Here is a 15435-nt window from a genome sequence, read left to right as displayed (position 1 = left end):
CAAGCCGCGATCAAGGCCTTTTTGGGCCGGTAGCGCGGTCGCCCCGGGAAGCGATTTTGGGCATTCCTTTCTTGAACTTCTAGTTTATTCCGTCGTTTAGACCATTGCAAACACGATCGATCAGCCGCCAAACACCGATTGTTGAGCAAGCCTTAGAAACCATGCCGGAAACAGGCCAATGCCGATTGTGCCGACGGCGGTGAGCGCGAGCGTGGCGCCGACCATGGGCGTCAGCGCCGGCTCGAACGTTCTTGCGGGCTCGCGCATGAAGATGACCATGACGATGCGGATGTAGAAATAGGCGGCAACCGCGCTCAAGAGCACGGCTATCACCGCCAAAATGACGAAGCCTCGCTCGACAAGAGCAACGAGCACGTAGAACTTGGCGAAGAACCCGGCCGTCGGCGGAATGCCGGCAAGCGAAAAAAGATAGATCAGCATCAATAGAGCCAGGCCCGGATGCAGCTTGGCGAAACCTGAATAGTCTTCGATGACTTCGCCCGAAGAGTTGCCATTGCGCATCATGATGACGGCGCCGAAGATGCCGAGATTCATAAAGGTGTAGATCAAAAGGTAGAGCATGACGCTGGCGGTCCCGTCCGTACCGCCAGCCACAATGCCGAAAATTGCAAATCCCGCATGCGCGATGCTGGAATAGGCAAGTAGGCGTTTGAAATTGTCCTGCACCAGCGCCACGAAACTGCCGAGCGCCATCGTCACCACAGCAATGATGGCCACGATGATCCAGACATTGGAGGCAGCAACCAGCGGATTGAGGAACACTCTCAGGATCACGGCAAAACCGGCCGCCTTCGGGCCCACCGACATGAAGGCGGTGATCGGCGTCGGCGCGCCTTCGTAGACATCGGGCACCCACATATGGAACGGCACGGCGCCAACCTTGAAGACCAGCCCCGCGACGACGAACACCACCGCGAGCAGCAATCCCGGGTCGAGCGGCTCGCCGGTTATCGAAGCTGCCATTTTATCCAGTTGCGTGGTGCCGGTGAGGCCATAGACGAGCGAGACCCCGTAGAGGAATATTCCGGTCGAGACAGCGCCCAGGATCACATATTTCAGCGCCGCCTCATTCGAGCGTTGCTCGCGCCTGAGGAAGCCGGTTAGCACATAGGTGCTCAGAACCATCAATTCGAGGCCGACATAGATCGACAGGAGGTCGGTCGCCGAAGCCATGATCATCATGCCGGAAAGCGCAAAGAGCAGCAGCACGTAATATTCGCTGCTGCCGATGTCTTCGATATCGGCATATTTTCGCGAGAGCAGGAATGTGAATACCGTCGCCAGGTAAAACACGAACTTGAAGAAGGCGGCGAAGCGGTCAGCAATGAACATGCCCGCATAGGCCGGCCGCGCCTCGCCCGCCAGCATGAATGTCGCAAGTGCCGCCATGATAACAACCGCGACGGAAGCCCAGACGAGGACGTGTCCCTGGTCCTTGCGCACGAGTTGCCCCACGATCAAGAGGATGCAGGCCCCTGTGACCACCAGGATTTCCGGCAGGCTCGCGACAATCCACGAAAGGAGTGTTGCCGCCGTCATGGGCTTCCCCCCTTGCTGCGCACTTCTTCCAGGAGATGCGTGGCGGAACTGTCGATGACGTTGAGAAACGGCTTGGGATAGAGCCCGACCCAAAGCACGAAAACGGCAAGCGGCAGGATCGCTGTCAGTTCGCGCGCATTGACGTCACGAATCTTGAACCGGTCGACGACATTTACCGGGCCGAGCGCCACCTTTCCGTACATTCCAAGCAGATAGGCCGCGCCCAGCAAGGCACCGAGAACGGCCGCCGCACCGGTGGCGAGGTTGGCTGCAAAGCCGCCGGAGAGCACGAGCAATTCACCGACGAATGAATTGGTGCCTGGCAACGCCATCGACGACAGCACGAACAGGGCGAGGAACCCGGTATAGACGGGCGCCACCTTCATCAGGCCGCCATAATTGGCGATGCTGCGGGTGTGGGTCCGCTCGTAGATCAGGCCGACGAAGAGGAACAAGGCGCCGGTCGTCACGCCATGATTGAACATCTGCAGGATGCTGCCTTCGAGGCCGTGCCGGTTGAGGGCGAATATCCCAAGCGTCACGAAACCCATGTGGCTAATGCTGGAATAGGCCACCAGTTTCTTGAAGTCGTCCTGCGCCAACGCGAGAAAGCCGCCATAAACGATGGCCAAGGCCGACAACGCCATCATCAGCGTCGAATAGTGAACCGATGCTTCCGGCAACATCGGCAAGGAGAAGCGCAGGAAACCGTATGCCCCCATCTTCAATAAAACGCCGGCAAGGATGATGCTGCCGGCGGTCGGCGCCTGGACGTGAGCATCCGGCAACCAGGTATGGAGCGGGACCATCGGTACCTTGACCGCGAAAGCGACGAGGAAGGCAAAGAATAGCCAGGACTGCGTCGTAAAGGGCAGGTCCGTACCCATGAGCGCGAGAATGTCGAATGTCCGGCCGCCCTGAAGATAGAGCACAATCGCGCCGACGAGAAAGAGCAAGCTGCCTGTCAGCGTATAGAGGAAGAACTTGAAGGCGGCATAGACCCGCCCCTCGCCGCCCCAGATACCGATGATCAGGTACATCGGTATGAGCATCGCCTCCCAGCAGACATAGAAGAGGAAGAGGTCGAGAGCCGAAAACACGCCAAGCATAAGGGCTTGCATGGCAAGCAGGCTGATCATGAATTCCTTGACCTTGCGGTCGATGGCGACCCAGGAGGCAAGCACGCAGATCCAGCCCAGGAGTGTGGTCAGGAATACAAAGAGCGCGCTGATGCCGTCGATGCCAAGCGCATAGGTGATGCCGAGTGCGGGCACCCAGGGACGCCTCTCGACGAACTGCATCTCGTGGGTCGTCGGATCGAAGCCTAAGAGCATGAAGAGCGCAAGCGCGCAATCGAGCACGGTGAATGCGAGTGCCGTCCATCTGACCGCATCATCGCTGCGAAGCAGCAACAAAACCACGGCACCTGCGGCGGGCAAAAGGACGATGAGGCTGAGCAGTGGAAAGGTCATGGCACCCCCCCTACTGCCAGACGACGGCAAATATGGCGGTCGCCGCAATCACGCCGGCGATCATTGCCAATGCGTAGTGGGTAACGACGCCGGTCTGCAGCCGCCGCAGCGTCCCGCCTCCGTCCAGGATGGCTCGGGCAAGGCCGTTCACGGCAGCATCCACGCCGCGAAGGTCGATGCGGAGCCCGGCGCGCGCCGCACCATGCAGGAACGGCAGCACGGTGGTCTCGCTGACCTCGCTTGCCGCCTTTTCATACCGGGCGACCGGTTTTTCGGCGAACCACAGGAACGCTCGCGCGCCTCGACGATAGAACCAATCGGTGTCGAGGCTGACGGTGTTTTCCGGATCGAGCGCCCTTAAGAACAAGACGAAGGCCAGAGCCGTGAACATCAGCACGCCGAGGCTCTCGGTGATGTGGGACCCGGTATAGGGTTCAAAGACGACCGGATAGGGAAGAAGTGCGTAGAGCGGCCCCGGGAACACGCCGATCGCGATGCAGAGCACCGCAGCCATCGCCATCGCAACCAGCATGTTGCCCGGCGGTTCGTGAGCCTCGATCTTCCGATCTGTCCCGAAGAACATGAAATACGGGAGCTTGAGACCAGTGTGCAGGAACGTGCCCGACGAGGCCATCGTCAGTGCCAGCATCACCCACGCGCGGTGATCTTCGCCGGCGGCGGCCACTACCATCGACTTGGTGACGAAGCCTGAGAAGAAGGGAAAGGCCGAGATCGCCAAGGCGCCGATCATGTAGAGTGTAACTGTCAGCGGCATCGTCTTGTAGAGCCCGCCAAGCTCGGTGAGCTTGCGGCGCCCGGTGACGTGGATCACCGCCCCTGCCCCCATGAAAAGCAACGCCTTATAGAGGATATGGGCGAAGGCATGGCTGGTGGCGCCGTTTACGGCCAACTCCGTACCGATGCCGATGCCAGCCACCATGTAGCCCACCTGGCTGACGATGTGATAGGCAAGCAACCGCCGACAATCGTTCTCGAGCACTGCGTAGATAACGCCATAGAGCGCCATTACGGTGCCAAGCCAGACGAGAAGTTCCGTTCCCGGGAAGGCGCGTGCGAGCACATAGACGGCCGTCTTTGTCGTAAAAGCACTCATGAACACCGCCCCGGTCACGGTTGCTTCCGGATACGCGTCGGTCAGCCAGGCATTGAGCGGCGGCACTGCGGCATTCAGCAGAAAGCCGACAAGGATCAGATAGGCGCCGGTGTCCATTGAACCCGCAATTGGGCCGAAGAGGAAGGAGCCTGCCGATAGCCCATGGTGCACGATGCCGCCGAGTAGCAAGACGCCGCCGGTAACGTGGACCATGAGATAGCGAAACGCTGCGCGGGTCGACCGTTCGCTTTGCGCGGCAAAGACCAGATAGGCAGATGCAAACGCCATGCCCTCCCAGAAGAGGTAAAGGGTCAGGTAGTCGCCGGCAAAGACCACTCCAAGCGCGCAGCCGACATAGACGAAGGCGGCCACATGCTGACCAGCGCTCTTCAGATGCAGGGCATAGACCGTGCCGATCAGCGCCATGATCGAAAAGACGGTCGCGAAGACGACGCTGAGCTTGTCGACCTTGGCAACCAAAATGTCCTGGCCGACGAAGCGGGCCGCGCCATAGCTGCCAGGTTCGATCGTCAGCACCGAGACGATGGCGAGAACCGGGACCAGAACCAGATAGACCTTGCGGATCGCCCCCTTCAGGACCGGGATCGCTACCGCGCCAAGAATGAACAGCAAGGCGGGGTGGACGAAGTCAGTCATAATAGTCCTCGCGCCGCATGAGCCCAACTTGATGGCCGAGGAACTTTGAAACGAAGATCAAAAGCACGCATGAGCCGAAACCATAGAAGGCTGACCAGCCCGGCAAGCGCTCCCAGAGGTATTCGGAGTGCTCGCGCGGGACCAGGAAGTCGGCAACGACGATGAGCACCAGGACCAGATAGAACAGCCTGCGGCGCGGCACTGCGTATCGGGCGTCCCCGAAGAAGTCGACGAGACGCTTGATCATCGGATCACTCCTTCTGCAAGCGTGACAAAATAGCCGGGGAATATACCCATGAGCACAGACAGGGCGGCCGTCGCGACCAGCGGAATTGTCACCATGGGAATTTCGCGGATGGTGTTTTGACCCTCCGACGCCTCTGTCCTCCCGAAAAAGGCGACGTAGCTGACCGGCAGGAAATAAGCGGCATTGAGGACGGAACTTGCCAGGAGCACCGCGAGGAACGCCATCTCGCCTGCCTCGACCGATCCGAGCGTCAGATACCACTTGCTGATAAAGCCGGCAGTCGGCGGTACGCCAATCATGCTGAGCGAAGCGACGAAAAATGCCCCCATTGTCCATGGCAGCCTGCGCCCGATGCCGGCCATGTCGCTGATGTTGCGTTTGCCTGACGCGCAATAGATCGACCCGGCGCAAAAGAAGAGCGTGATCTTGGAGAATGCGTGCACGGCGATGTGAAGGATGCCGCCGACCATCGCGACCGGCGAAAGCAGAGCCGCTCCAAGCACGACATAGGAGAGTTGGCTGACCGTCGAGTAAGCGAGCCGCGCCTTAAGGTCGTCGCGCGTCAGCGCGTATATGGACGCCATCAATATTGTGAAGGAGACGAGATAGGCTGTCACAATGCCGAGCCCCAGGTTGCCCATCAGGCCCACGCCGAAAATATGGAACACCACTCTGAGCACACAGAAGACGCCCATCTTGACCACGGCAACGGCATGCAGCAGCGCGCTGACCGGTGTCGGCGCCACCATCGCCGCGGGCAACCAGGCATGCATCGGCATCACCGCGGACTTGGCGAAACCGAAGAGATAACAGAAATAGACCACCGTCAGCAGCGACGCCGGAGCATCGACCCTCGCCAACAAGCCGCCGGGCACGAAGTCGAGCGATCCCGCCATCTGGTAGGTCAGCGCGAGTGCTGCCAGAAGCACGCTTTTCGAGGCGCCCATCAGATAGACAAGGTATTTGTGACTGCCCGCCCAGGCCTCGTCGTCCTCGTGGTGGTAGACCAGCGGATAGGTCACGAGGCTTAGCACCTCGTAGAAGATCACCAGCGTAAACAGATTGGCGGAAAAGGCGCCGCCGACGGCGGCCGCCAGACTTGTCGCAAAGCACGCGAAGAAGCGGGTCTGTGCGTGCTCGTGAAGGTGCTTCATATAGCCGATCGAATAGACCGCCGCTGCGATCCACAGGAGCGACGAAACGGTCGCAAACACCATGCCGAGTGCATCGACCCGGAACGCGAAATCAATTCCTGGGAGGATCTCGAACAGGCGCAGTTCGACCGTGCCGCCTGCCAAGACCGTCGGTGCCATCGAGATGACAATCGAAAACATGGCGACCGCCGCCAACGGCGAGACGACGTCGCGGAGTTTCTCATGCTTGTTGAGCAGGAGAATGGAAAGAGCCGCCAACCCTGCAACGGCGACGGCAAGCAGCGGCCGGACTGATATCACCGGTTCCAAGCCGCTATCCTTTCATCAAGGTCACGTCGTCAATCTTGAGGGTGGCGCGGTTCCTCACGAGGGCGACCAAAATGCCAAGGGCGACGGCAACCTCCGCCGCGGTAATGGCGATGACGAAGATCGCGAAGATCTGCCCGCGAAGGTCACCGTAGTAGTGTCCAAAGGCGATGAAATTGATGTTCACCGAGTTCAACAAGAGCTCGAGCGACATCAGCACGATCAGGATGTTGCGCCTGAGCAGCACACCTGCGGCCCCAATCACGAACAGGACGACTGAAAGCAGGACGTACCAGCCAAGTGGAACCATCATCGCCACTCCTTCCGGGCCAGGACTATGGCCCCGACGAGGGCTGCCAGAAGGATCACCGAGGCAACCTCGAATGGCAGCAGGTAGTCAGTGAAAAGAGTGGTGCCGAGTTGCCTGATTTTATCGCCTTCTGGCGCGGCGGCGGGCTCTCCCACCGAAAGGCGGTTGCTCCAGAGCACCAGCACAGCCATCTCGATCCCCAAAAGGACGAGCAGGACCAGGGCCGGAAGATTGCCGCCGGGCAAGAAGCGCTGCAGCACCGCTTCGCGCACGTCGATCATCATGATCACGAACAGGAAGAGGACCATGATCGCGCCGACATAGACGAAGATCTGGACGACCGCGAGCAGCGGCGCCTCAAGCAGGACGAAGATGGCCGAGATTTGCAGGAAACAGGCCATCAGCGCCAATGCGCTATGGACTGGATTGCGCGCCATGACCACTGTCAGGGCTGTGATGACAGCCCCTGCCGCGAACAGAAGGAAGAACCCCTGGCCCATCGACGCAGACCCTCCCGCGCGCACTATCGTTCAGCGCGAGGCGGCCTGAAAAAGATAGTGCCACACTTCAGATGCGTTCTAAAATTGTGCGCCTCTATCGGATTTTTCACAAGATGATTGTCGTCAATACAAATTGTTGTTAACCCTTGAAGCCTGCATCCCCTGGATTAGCCGCGCCAACCCTTGGTATAAAGCATGTCGAGGAAGACCGGGCGCTATACTAACCTTGCACACCTAGTATAACCGGGGACAGTCATGCGCCGGGCTACATGCCCAAAGAGGATACGGCTGCTACGGCCGCCCGTGAAATTTGGCATCAATTTCGAAGTCAAAAAGGATGCGAGAGCGGAATAGCAACGTGTGATCAGGCTCACAGTAGCCGTCTTCTCGGTGAGGAACAGCAGAACACAACGCCACTGTACAAAGAAGCCGGTGATCAGTCGCTTCAATTCGGCGACATCCTGAAAGCGTATGAACTGCGGTCTGACCGCGTCTTGCGTAACCCGAATTGATTAGTCAGAAACCCTAGAAATTCGTTGCGTTCGACCGCCGCAACTGCGACAATATACTTGTAGTTGCGCATCCAAAAAGCACAGGTCAGAGATGAACTTGTGCTGGTTTGCATTGCCGCGCAATTCCTCCATTTCAAAAGTCGTAGCTTGGGCCTCCGTCCCTGCGGAGGCTCAAGCATTTGTGCTCATGGCCTCATGACGAAAGCGGCTTCTACAGGCGTCCTGCTAGCGCCTATTGCCGGGACGTCGTGAAACAGCCAGGAGACGCGTGGGCGCCGCCAAAAATCACGAGCAAAAGGGCAAGTTCCAAGATCCGTCCGCAACGCCACAAGCGGTTGATCCGACCGGATGCAGGCGCTTGCGCCTACCAACGCACCGTCAAACGGGCGCCGATCACCCCGAGCAGGGCCAGGCCGAGGATTGCAATCGTATACCAGGTCGCGACAAAGAGCGGTGAATCGTCCGGGCAGTGCGCCGCATAGAAAGTCGCGGCGATGCCGCCGGCGGCAAGGCCCGCAAGCGCGCCCGAGAGTTCCGGGCGGGATGGCGCCCCGTGACGCAATGCCAACAGGAAGAGTGCCAGCGGCGCCAGGCCGATCAGCGGAATAAAGGTCAGGCAAAGCACACTGTTGGTGCCGATCAACCTTGCACCCCAAGCCTCGGGCGGCACGGAAGCAAGCTCCAGCACAACGCCGACGACCACGAGCAAGGGCGCGATCGACAGATAGCGCAGCAGCCTGCGCGGCTCGGCCTCCGGCCAGCCGGCAAGACGCATGGCTGCAAAGGCCGTCGTCGCCAGCGCAACGGTAACGACGAACTTGAACAGGAAGCGCAGCGTCTCGACAGCGGTAGCGACATCCGGCCGCGGCCCGAGCAACAGGAAGAAGACGACCCCGGCAAGCACGATCGCTCCAGCTGCAGCAGCCCGCCAGACGGTGTTCATGGACAAGCCCGGTCGCCGGTTGTCTGCCGCGAGGGCCTTGATGAGGTCATTTGTATCCATGTCAGTTCCGTCCAAACCGGCGGGCGATCGCAGCCAAGCCGCGATGAAGCGCCACGCGAACCGCCGTCTCGTTCATATCCAGTCTCTTGGCCGCCTCGGCAACCGAACAGCCGTCGATCGAAATCGCGTTGACGACCGAGCGTTGACCCGGTGCGAGGCCCTCCAGCGCCCGGCCGATCTCCCAGTCGCGAAGCTTCTCGGTTTCCGCGCTCGCAAGCGTTTCCTCGATTTCGTCGATACCAACAGTCGGGCGGCGAGCCTGCCGCCGGACGGCGTCGACGAATTTGTGCCGGGTGATTGCATGGAGCCAGGGAACGACCGGCGCATCGTCTCGCCAGGTGTGGCGCTTGACGTGAACCGCCAGAAGCGCCTCCTGGACGATGTCTTCGGCATCGACGCCACCACCGGCCGTCCACCGCCGCGCCCAGCCGCGAATGACCAGGGCTGCTTCGCGCAGGAAATCGCCATAGGCCTTCTCGTCACCAGCCACGGCCTGGCGCAGAAGTCTTGCGAGATGTTCGTCGTCCGCGCCGCTCACCCGCGTCCATCCTCTTCATTCGCCGGTTCCAGGCTTTTGTTACATTGCGATCAAGGAAATCGCATGGGCAATCTCGTCCCGCCCACTGACATCCTCGTGACAGCTCGCGTCGGCATCACGAAAGCGTGTTGCCGACTTTATGTAACGCCACCAGCCTCCGCGACGAAGAACCAGACGTGCGCCTCAGACAGGACGCACGGGAACAGTTCAACACGGAGATACAATGATGTCCATGAAGTCCACGATCAGCAGCGCAATGCTGGCAAGCGCTGTGGCTGCCGCCCTCTCGTCGCTCGCGACCGCGGCACCGCTCACCGAAGCGCAGGTCAAGAGCGCGATGGATGCCGGCAAGGAGAAATGCTTCGGCGTCGCCCTGAAAGGCCACAACGATTGCGCCGCCGGACCGGGAACGACGTGCCAGGCAACCTCCACCGTCGACTATCAGGGCAACGCCTGGAAATTTGTCGATGGCGGTACCTGCACGACGATGAAACTGCCCGACGGCCGCATGGGCTCACCCGAGCCTCTCTCCCGCGACATGCCATCCTGATCCAACGCGCAGCGGAACGGAGCGGTAAACGCGCCCCGTTCCGCATCGGAATTGCGAGATTGGCGGGCCAGGGACGCTCCCTCCCGCCATCACGCATCACACCAATGAAACGGGATTGGCAATGAGCACTTCAACGAAAGATAGCGGACTTGCCCTGGTGAGCCCACGCCTGCCGAAACATAAGATTGCCGGGCTGGCCGGAACGAGCTTCAAGCCCCAGCACCTTCAGGCGATCCTTGCCGATGATGCGCCTGGCGGCTTCTTCGAGGTTCACGCCGAAAACTACATGGGCGCCGGTGGCCCCCCGCACGCCGCACTTGCCCGGATCCGCGAGGAATTCCCGGTCTCGCTACACGGCGTCTGCATGTCGATCGGCGGCCCCCAACCCTTGGACAGAGCGCATCTCAAGCGCTTCAAGGACCTGGTCGAGCGCTACGAACCGGCGCTTGTCTCCGAGCATCTCGCCTGGTCGACCCATGAGACAATCTACTACAATGACCTCTTGCCGCTTCCCTACACAAAGGCGACTGTTGCTCGCGTTGCCGAGCATATCGATGAGGTCCAGGAGACAATCGGCCGCCGGCTTCTGCTTGAGAACCCCTCCACCTATGTCACTTTCCCAGATTCGACGATGAGCGAAACGGCATTCGTCCGAGAGCTGGTGAACCGCACCGGTTGCGGGCTGCTGCTCGACATCAACAACGTCTTCGTCTCGGCCACCAACCAGGGCTACTCTGCGCTCGCATATCTCGCCGATTTTCCGCTGGATCATGTCGGCGAAATCCATCTTGCCGGGCATGCGGAGCAGGAAGACGACGAGGGTGAACTCCTCTTGATCGACAGCCACGATGGACCGGTAGCCGATGCGGTCTGGAGACTCTATGAGCTGGTCATCAACCGCAGCGGTCCCGTGCCGACGCTGATCGAATGGGACAGCGCCATTCCAGACTGGCCGGTGCTCAAGCGCGAAGCGACCGCCGCACAGGCGATCCTTGACCGCCGTGCGCAGGCGCAGCCACGGGAGAAGATCCGTGCAGGCGTCTGACAAAATTGCGATCGCGCTCAACGATACTGGCGGCGGTTACGCGACCGGCTTCGTGCCACCACTTCTCGATCCCGAGTGCCCGACGCCGGCGCTTGTATCGGGTCCGAACGGCAAGGCGGCGGTCATGCGCTTCAACGTCTACCGCAACAATGTCACCGTCAGCCTGATCGAGGCGCTCGCAGCAACCTTCCCGGTGACGAGGCGCATAACGGGCGAGATGTTCTTTCGTGCCATGGCGCGCTTTCATGTGCGGGAAACGCCGCCGACCTCGCCGCTTCTTTTCGAATATGGCCGGGACTTTCCGGGCTTCATAGATCGCTACGAACACGCGCAGTCGATGCCCTGGCTTGCCGACGTGGCGCAGATCGAACGCGCCTGGCTCGACGCATATCACGCGGCCGACGCGGCGGCCCTAAGGCCCGAGTGCCTCACAGCCGTTCCGCCCGGGCGACTTGGGGAAGTGGTCTTCGAGCCGCACCCGGCAACCAGGCTTGTTCGGTCTGACTATCCAGCCGCAACGATCTTTGCCGCCAACCGGGCAAGCGGACCTGTTGGCCGGATCAAGACATCGGCGCCGGAGAGCGCGCTGATTGCCCGGCCCCAGCTGGAAGTCATTGTGCGCCAGCTTTCGCCGGGAGCCGGCATTTTGCTGTTGCGGCTGCTTGAAGGCGTGCCCCTGGCGGCAGCCGCGACAGAAGCAGCAGGCCATGATCCGGTGCTCGACCTTGCCGCCGTCATTGCGACGGCGCTCGAGATCGGCGCTTTTTCAGCCATTCGTCACGGAGGATGAAAACATGATGTCCGCATCCAGCTCCCAAAATGGCGCCGACGCCACGGACCACACCCAATGGATTCGCCGCGCAAGCCTGGCCGTGGGCGCACTCGCCCCTGTCTGGCTCGCCCAGCTTGTCCTGCGGTTTGCGCTCGCCGTTCCGTTTTTCCGTTCGGGCATGAGCAAGTGGGACGGATTCCTGCAACTGAATGATGTTGCAGTCCTCCTGTTCAGCTCGGAGTTCCAGCTGCACCTGCCCGGCGGCCCCTACTCCTATCCGGCGCCGGCCGCTATGGCCTTTGCCGCCGGTTCTGCTGAGATCCTTCTGCCCATCCTGCTGGTTCTCGGCCTGGCAACACGCTTTGGTGCCCTCGGACTGCTGGTGATGACCATAGTCGTCCAGCTGACCGTGCCGGACGGTTGGCCCATCCACATTACCTGGGCGGCGATGGCGCTCGGCATCATGGCCTCCGGCCCCGGCAAACTGTCGCTCGACCACATGCTGTGCGCCTGGAGCGGCGGATCCCGTAAGCACTGAAACCGCCTACGGCGTCTGCCGCCGGGGCGGGCACCACTGCCCTGCGAGCGGTTGGCGAACATCGTCCAGCATTGTCCGCCCGCGTTTCTAGGGATCGGCCCCGGTGTCGCCCCTGTCCAGCGGATTTTGATCCTGATGGGCGGAACGACAATCGCCTCGCAACCTGCGAGTACTGAGGCGCCCTTGCCGGAAGGGATCTGTGCTCGAAAGAGGATCACCGGGGATACCGAGTGTTCGCGACTTGACGTTGCAGCGCAGGCTCATTTAGTCATTGCTGACACAACCGTCGGTGATGCCGTGAGAGTGTTGATAGTCGAAGGCGATGAAGCATTGGGAGAGGAGCTTCGCGATCACGTCGCAGCTGCCGGACATGCCATCGACTGGTTTAAAAGACTTGCCGATGCGGGGGCAGCTACCGAAACGACTGGCTACGACATCGTACTTCTTGAGCTGCTGCTGCCGGATGGTGACGGGCTCACTCTGCTACAAGCGCTGCGAGCCCGGCATACGGGCACTCCGGTCATCATCCTGACCCCACACGATCGGGTGTCAGATCGGATTGACAGCCTGAACGCCGGAGCAGACGATTGCCTCTGCAAGCCGTTCGATCTGGGCGAATTGACAGCGCGTATGTTGGCGGTGACCCGGCGCTATGCGGGCAATTCGCGTTCCCTGGTCCAGTTGCCGGGCATCGTAATCGACCAGACTGTCAGGAGGCTGGTTGTCGACGGTCGGTGCCTGATGCTGAGCGCGCGGGAATGGGCCGTTCTGGACAAGCTGGTCGTCCGACCCGGTTGCCTCGTGTCGAAAGGCCAGATTCTTGACGCGCTTTATGCTTTCGGCTCAGAAATCGAGAGCAACACCGTAGAGGTGTATATCAGCCGCCTGCGCAAGAAGATCGGTCATGACCGGATAGAAACAGTTCGAGGGGTCGGCTACTTCATCAAGTGAGGTTCACCGTTCAATTCCGACGGTTCCATCCGCGTCGTCCCTGACATCGCTCATCCGGTTGAGATCGCCTTCACTTCCACCCATACGGTTCAACGCAGCCTCGGTTTTCTTTGGCGTTCTCGTCCAGGCGCACCTCTTTGCCCAGCGGTTTTCAGCCGCTGTACGTTCGGTCCTCGAACCCCACTTTCTTGCACTGACTTACCGATCTGTATTGTTCGAGCGATCCGCCGGTAAATTGGCTGTCCTACCATTGAGGTGTCGCTTCACATGAAGGGTGGCATCGATGGAAAACACCTCCCCCTGGTCCCGGACCATTCTCGCGGCTGCTCTTGTCTCGGTTGCCAGCCTTGGCCCCATTTTCACATTTGCAGGCGGTTCGGCGGCCGCAGAAAAGGCCGTTCCAGCAGAAAAGAACCCTCCCGGCGACATACCGGATACGCAGGTCTTCATCGACTATGCGTCTCCGGACGGCTTCAGGATAAAAGTTCCTGAGGGCTGGGCGCGTTCCGACCGCCCCGATGGTGCAAGTTTTGTCGACAAACTGGACGGCGTGACCGTCTTGATCTCAAAGGCCGCCTCGGCGCCGACCATCGAAAGCGTCAAGTCGAACGAGGTACCGGCCCTCAAGGCAGCCGAGCGGTCGGTGACCGTCACGACTGTTGAGGCAGTAAAGCTGCCTGCGGGGTCGGCGATCCGCATTGTCTATACCTCGAACTCCGCGCCGAATGCGGTGACCAACAAGCAGGTTCGGCTTGAAAATGAGCGCTACCTCTATTTCAGGCAGGGCAAACTGGCCACGCTCGAACTGTACGCTCCGAAAGGTGCCGACAATGTCGACCAGTGGCAATTGATGTCCAGGTCGTTCCATTGGAACTAGGATGGTCACGCTCATCGCGCACGAACTCTACCGATTTTTCCACACAGGCGAGGACGAGACATTCGCCCTTCGTGGGGTGAGCCTATCTCTGCGGCCCGGTGAGTTCGTTGCCCTGGTCGGACCTTCCGGCAGCGGGAAATCCACGCTGCTATCCTGTCTGACGGGGCTGGACGAGCCGGATGGCGGACATGTCATGATCGACGGCAACCGGCTGACCCGGCGGCCCGAGGCGGCACGGGCACGGATCCGCGCCGCGAATTTCGGTATCCTTCTCCAGTCGGGCAATCTTTTCCCGCATCTCGACGTTGCGCAAAACATCCGCTTTCAGATGCGGCTGGCCGGGAAACCCGACGGCGCGCGCGTTGAGCAGCTTGTCGAAATGGTGGGGTTGCAGCATCGCGCCCATGCCTTCGTCTGGCAACTTTCAGGCGGTGAAACGGCGCGCGCCGGTCTTGCGGTGGCTCTTGCCGCAAACCCACCGATCCTCGTCGCCGACGAGCCCACCGCCGAGGTCGACGCCGATACGGAAGGCGGACTGATCGACTATTTTGCAATCCGGCGCAGCGCCGGCCTCACCACCTTGCTCGCAACGCATAGCACGGCCCTGACCCGAAAAGCCGACAGGATCATCTGGCTGCACGATGGGAAAGTCGAAGATGACTGAAATCCTGGCCGTCTGCAGGCACATCGACCGAGATTTTCCAAGCGGAAGCGACGGTCGCTTTGCAGTGCTGAACGATGTGGGTTGCGAGATCCGTGCACGTGACCGCATCGCCTTGTCCGGTCCGTCCGGATCTGGAAAAACAACCTTGCTGCATATCCTTGGTGGATTGGACCGTCCGACGAACGGAAAGATCGAGTGGCCTTCGCTTGGCAGCATCGAGCAGCTTCGCCCGCGTCGGATCGGCTTTGTGTTTCAGTCCCCGAGCTTGTTTCCGGCTTTGACCGCAGCACAGAATGTCGGTCTACCAGCCGTTCTGGCAGGTGAAGATCCGTCCTTCGACGGCAAAGAAGCGCACACCCTCCTGACCCGTTTCGGTCTCGGCGAACTTGCAGACAAGCTGCCCGAGGAATTGTCGGGCGGCCAGGCGCAAAGGGTTGCGATGGTGCGAGCCCTGGCTCTTCGACCACCGCTTATCCTAGCTGACGAACCGACAGGGCAGTTGGACGCTACAACAGCCCAGCGCCTGATGGACACGGTGCTGCAACACATTGAAGGAACGCCTGCCGCTCTCGTCATTGCGACGCATGACCGGGCGGTCGCAGCCCGAATGTCAACCCACTGGACGATCGAGCATGGCCGGTTGGCCACGCCACGATAGAAGGGGG

General features: G+C 60.6%; 17 protein-coding genes. 8 read left to right on the top strand and 9 right to left on the bottom strand.

Features of this window, described 5'->3' with window-relative positions; all coding sequences use genetic code 11:
• Positions 1-120 precede the first annotated feature (120 nt).
• The 9 genes from AB4Z53_RS23040 to AB4Z53_RS23000 form a co-directional block, all read right to left on the bottom strand.
• Positions 121-1560, bottom strand: a complete 1440-nt coding sequence (locus AB4Z53_RS23040; RefSeq protein ID WP_441597832.1) for an NADH-quinone oxidoreductase subunit N — start codon at positions 1558-1560, stop codon at positions 121-123.
• The gene (locus tag AB4Z53_RS23035) at positions 1557-3032 is read right to left on the bottom strand and encodes an NADH-quinone oxidoreductase subunit M (protein ID WP_441597831.1); all 1476 of its coding nucleotides are present in this window, start codon (positions 3030-3032) and stop codon (positions 1557-1559) included. Before AB4Z53_RS23035 ends, AB4Z53_RS23040 begins: the two co-directional genes overlap by 4 nt.
• Before the next feature lie 10 nt (positions 3033-3042).
• The gene (locus tag AB4Z53_RS23030; protein WP_441597830.1) at positions 3043-4803 is read right to left on the bottom strand and encodes a Na(+)/H(+) antiporter subunit D; all 1761 of its coding nucleotides are present in this window, start codon (positions 4801-4803) and stop codon (positions 3043-3045) included.
• Complete coding sequence (locus AB4Z53_RS23025) at positions 4796-5050, bottom strand: hypothetical protein (protein WP_113540281.1); 255 nt, start codon at positions 5048-5050, stop codon at positions 4796-4798. Before AB4Z53_RS23025 ends, AB4Z53_RS23030 begins: the two co-directional genes overlap by 8 nt.
• Positions 5047-6513 carry a monovalent cation/H+ antiporter subunit D family protein gene (locus AB4Z53_RS23020; protein WP_441597829.1) on the bottom strand — a complete coding sequence of 489 codons (1467 nt, stop codon included), beginning with the start codon at positions 6511-6513 and terminating at the stop codon, positions 5047-5049. Before AB4Z53_RS23020 ends, AB4Z53_RS23025 begins: the two co-directional genes overlap by 4 nt.
• Before the next feature lie 4 nt (positions 6514-6517).
• Positions 6518-6820 (bottom strand): NADH-quinone oxidoreductase subunit NuoK, encoded by a 303-nt coding sequence (gene nuoK / locus AB4Z53_RS23015; protein WP_113540320.1) that lies wholly within the window; start codon positions 6818-6820, stop codon positions 6518-6520.
• Complete coding sequence (locus tag AB4Z53_RS23010; protein ID WP_113540283.1) at positions 6820-7320, bottom strand: NADH-quinone oxidoreductase subunit J; 501 nt, start codon at positions 7318-7320, stop codon at positions 6820-6822. Before AB4Z53_RS23010 ends, nuoK begins: the two co-directional genes overlap by 1 nt.
• A gap of 876 nt (positions 7321-8196) precedes the next feature.
• Positions 8197-8835, bottom strand: coding sequence for an NrsF family protein (locus AB4Z53_RS23005; protein ID WP_113540284.1), 639 nt, complete (start codon positions 8833-8835; stop codon positions 8197-8199).
• 1 nt (position 8836) lies between these two features.
• Complete coding sequence (locus AB4Z53_RS23000) at positions 8837-9373, bottom strand: sigma-70 family RNA polymerase sigma factor (RefSeq protein ID WP_113540285.1); 537 nt, start codon at positions 9371-9373, stop codon at positions 8837-8839.
• Between the two features lie 226 nt (positions 9374-9599).
• Between AB4Z53_RS23000 and AB4Z53_RS22995 the strand changes: the two genes are divergently transcribed.
• From AB4Z53_RS22995 to AB4Z53_RS22960, 8 genes are all read left to right on the top strand, one after another.
• Positions 9600-9923, top strand: coding sequence for a BufA1 family periplasmic bufferin-type metallophore (locus AB4Z53_RS22995; protein WP_162768917.1), 324 nt, complete (start codon positions 9600-9602; stop codon positions 9921-9923).
• Positions 9924-10044: 121 nt separating this feature from the next.
• On the top strand, positions 10045-10968 hold the full coding sequence (gene bufB, locus AB4Z53_RS22990) for an MNIO family bufferin maturase (RefSeq protein ID WP_441597828.1): 924 nt from the start codon (positions 10045-10047) through the stop codon (positions 10966-10968).
• On the top strand, positions 10955-11758 hold the full coding sequence (locus AB4Z53_RS22985; protein WP_441597827.1) for an HvfC/BufC family peptide modification chaperone: 804 nt from the start codon (positions 10955-10957) through the stop codon (positions 11756-11758). Before bufB ends, AB4Z53_RS22985 begins: the two co-directional genes overlap by 14 nt.
• Positions 11759-11765: 7 nt before the next feature.
• A complete protein-coding gene (locus AB4Z53_RS22980; RefSeq protein ID WP_441597900.1) occupies positions 11766-12278 on the top strand; it encodes a DoxX family protein in 513 nt (170 codons plus the stop codon).
• A gap of 297 nt (positions 12279-12575) precedes the next feature.
• On the top strand, positions 12576-13229 hold the full coding sequence (locus tag AB4Z53_RS22975) for a response regulator (protein WP_441597899.1): 654 nt from the start codon (positions 12576-12578) through the stop codon (positions 13227-13229).
• Between the two features lie 283 nt (positions 13230-13512).
• Complete coding sequence (locus AB4Z53_RS22970; RefSeq protein WP_441597898.1) at positions 13513-14106, top strand: hypothetical protein; 594 nt, start codon at positions 13513-13515, stop codon at positions 14104-14106.
• A gap of 1 nt (position 14107) precedes the next feature.
• Positions 14108-14770, top strand: a complete 663-nt coding sequence (locus tag AB4Z53_RS22965; protein WP_113540289.1) for an ABC transporter ATP-binding protein — start codon at positions 14108-14110, stop codon at positions 14768-14770.
• Positions 14763-15428, top strand: a complete 666-nt coding sequence (locus AB4Z53_RS22960) for an ABC transporter ATP-binding protein (protein ID WP_441597826.1) — start codon at positions 14763-14765, stop codon at positions 15426-15428. Before AB4Z53_RS22965 ends, AB4Z53_RS22960 begins: the two co-directional genes overlap by 8 nt.
• Positions 15429-15435 lie beyond the last annotated feature (7 nt).

It is taken from the genome of Ensifer sp. 2TAB8 (genome assembly GCF_052115125.1).
GTDB lineage: Bacteria > Pseudomonadota > Alphaproteobacteria > Rhizobiales > Rhizobiaceae > Ensifer.
Note: the sequence above shows the minus strand (reverse complement) of the source record. Positions and strands in the feature narration are given on the sequence as shown.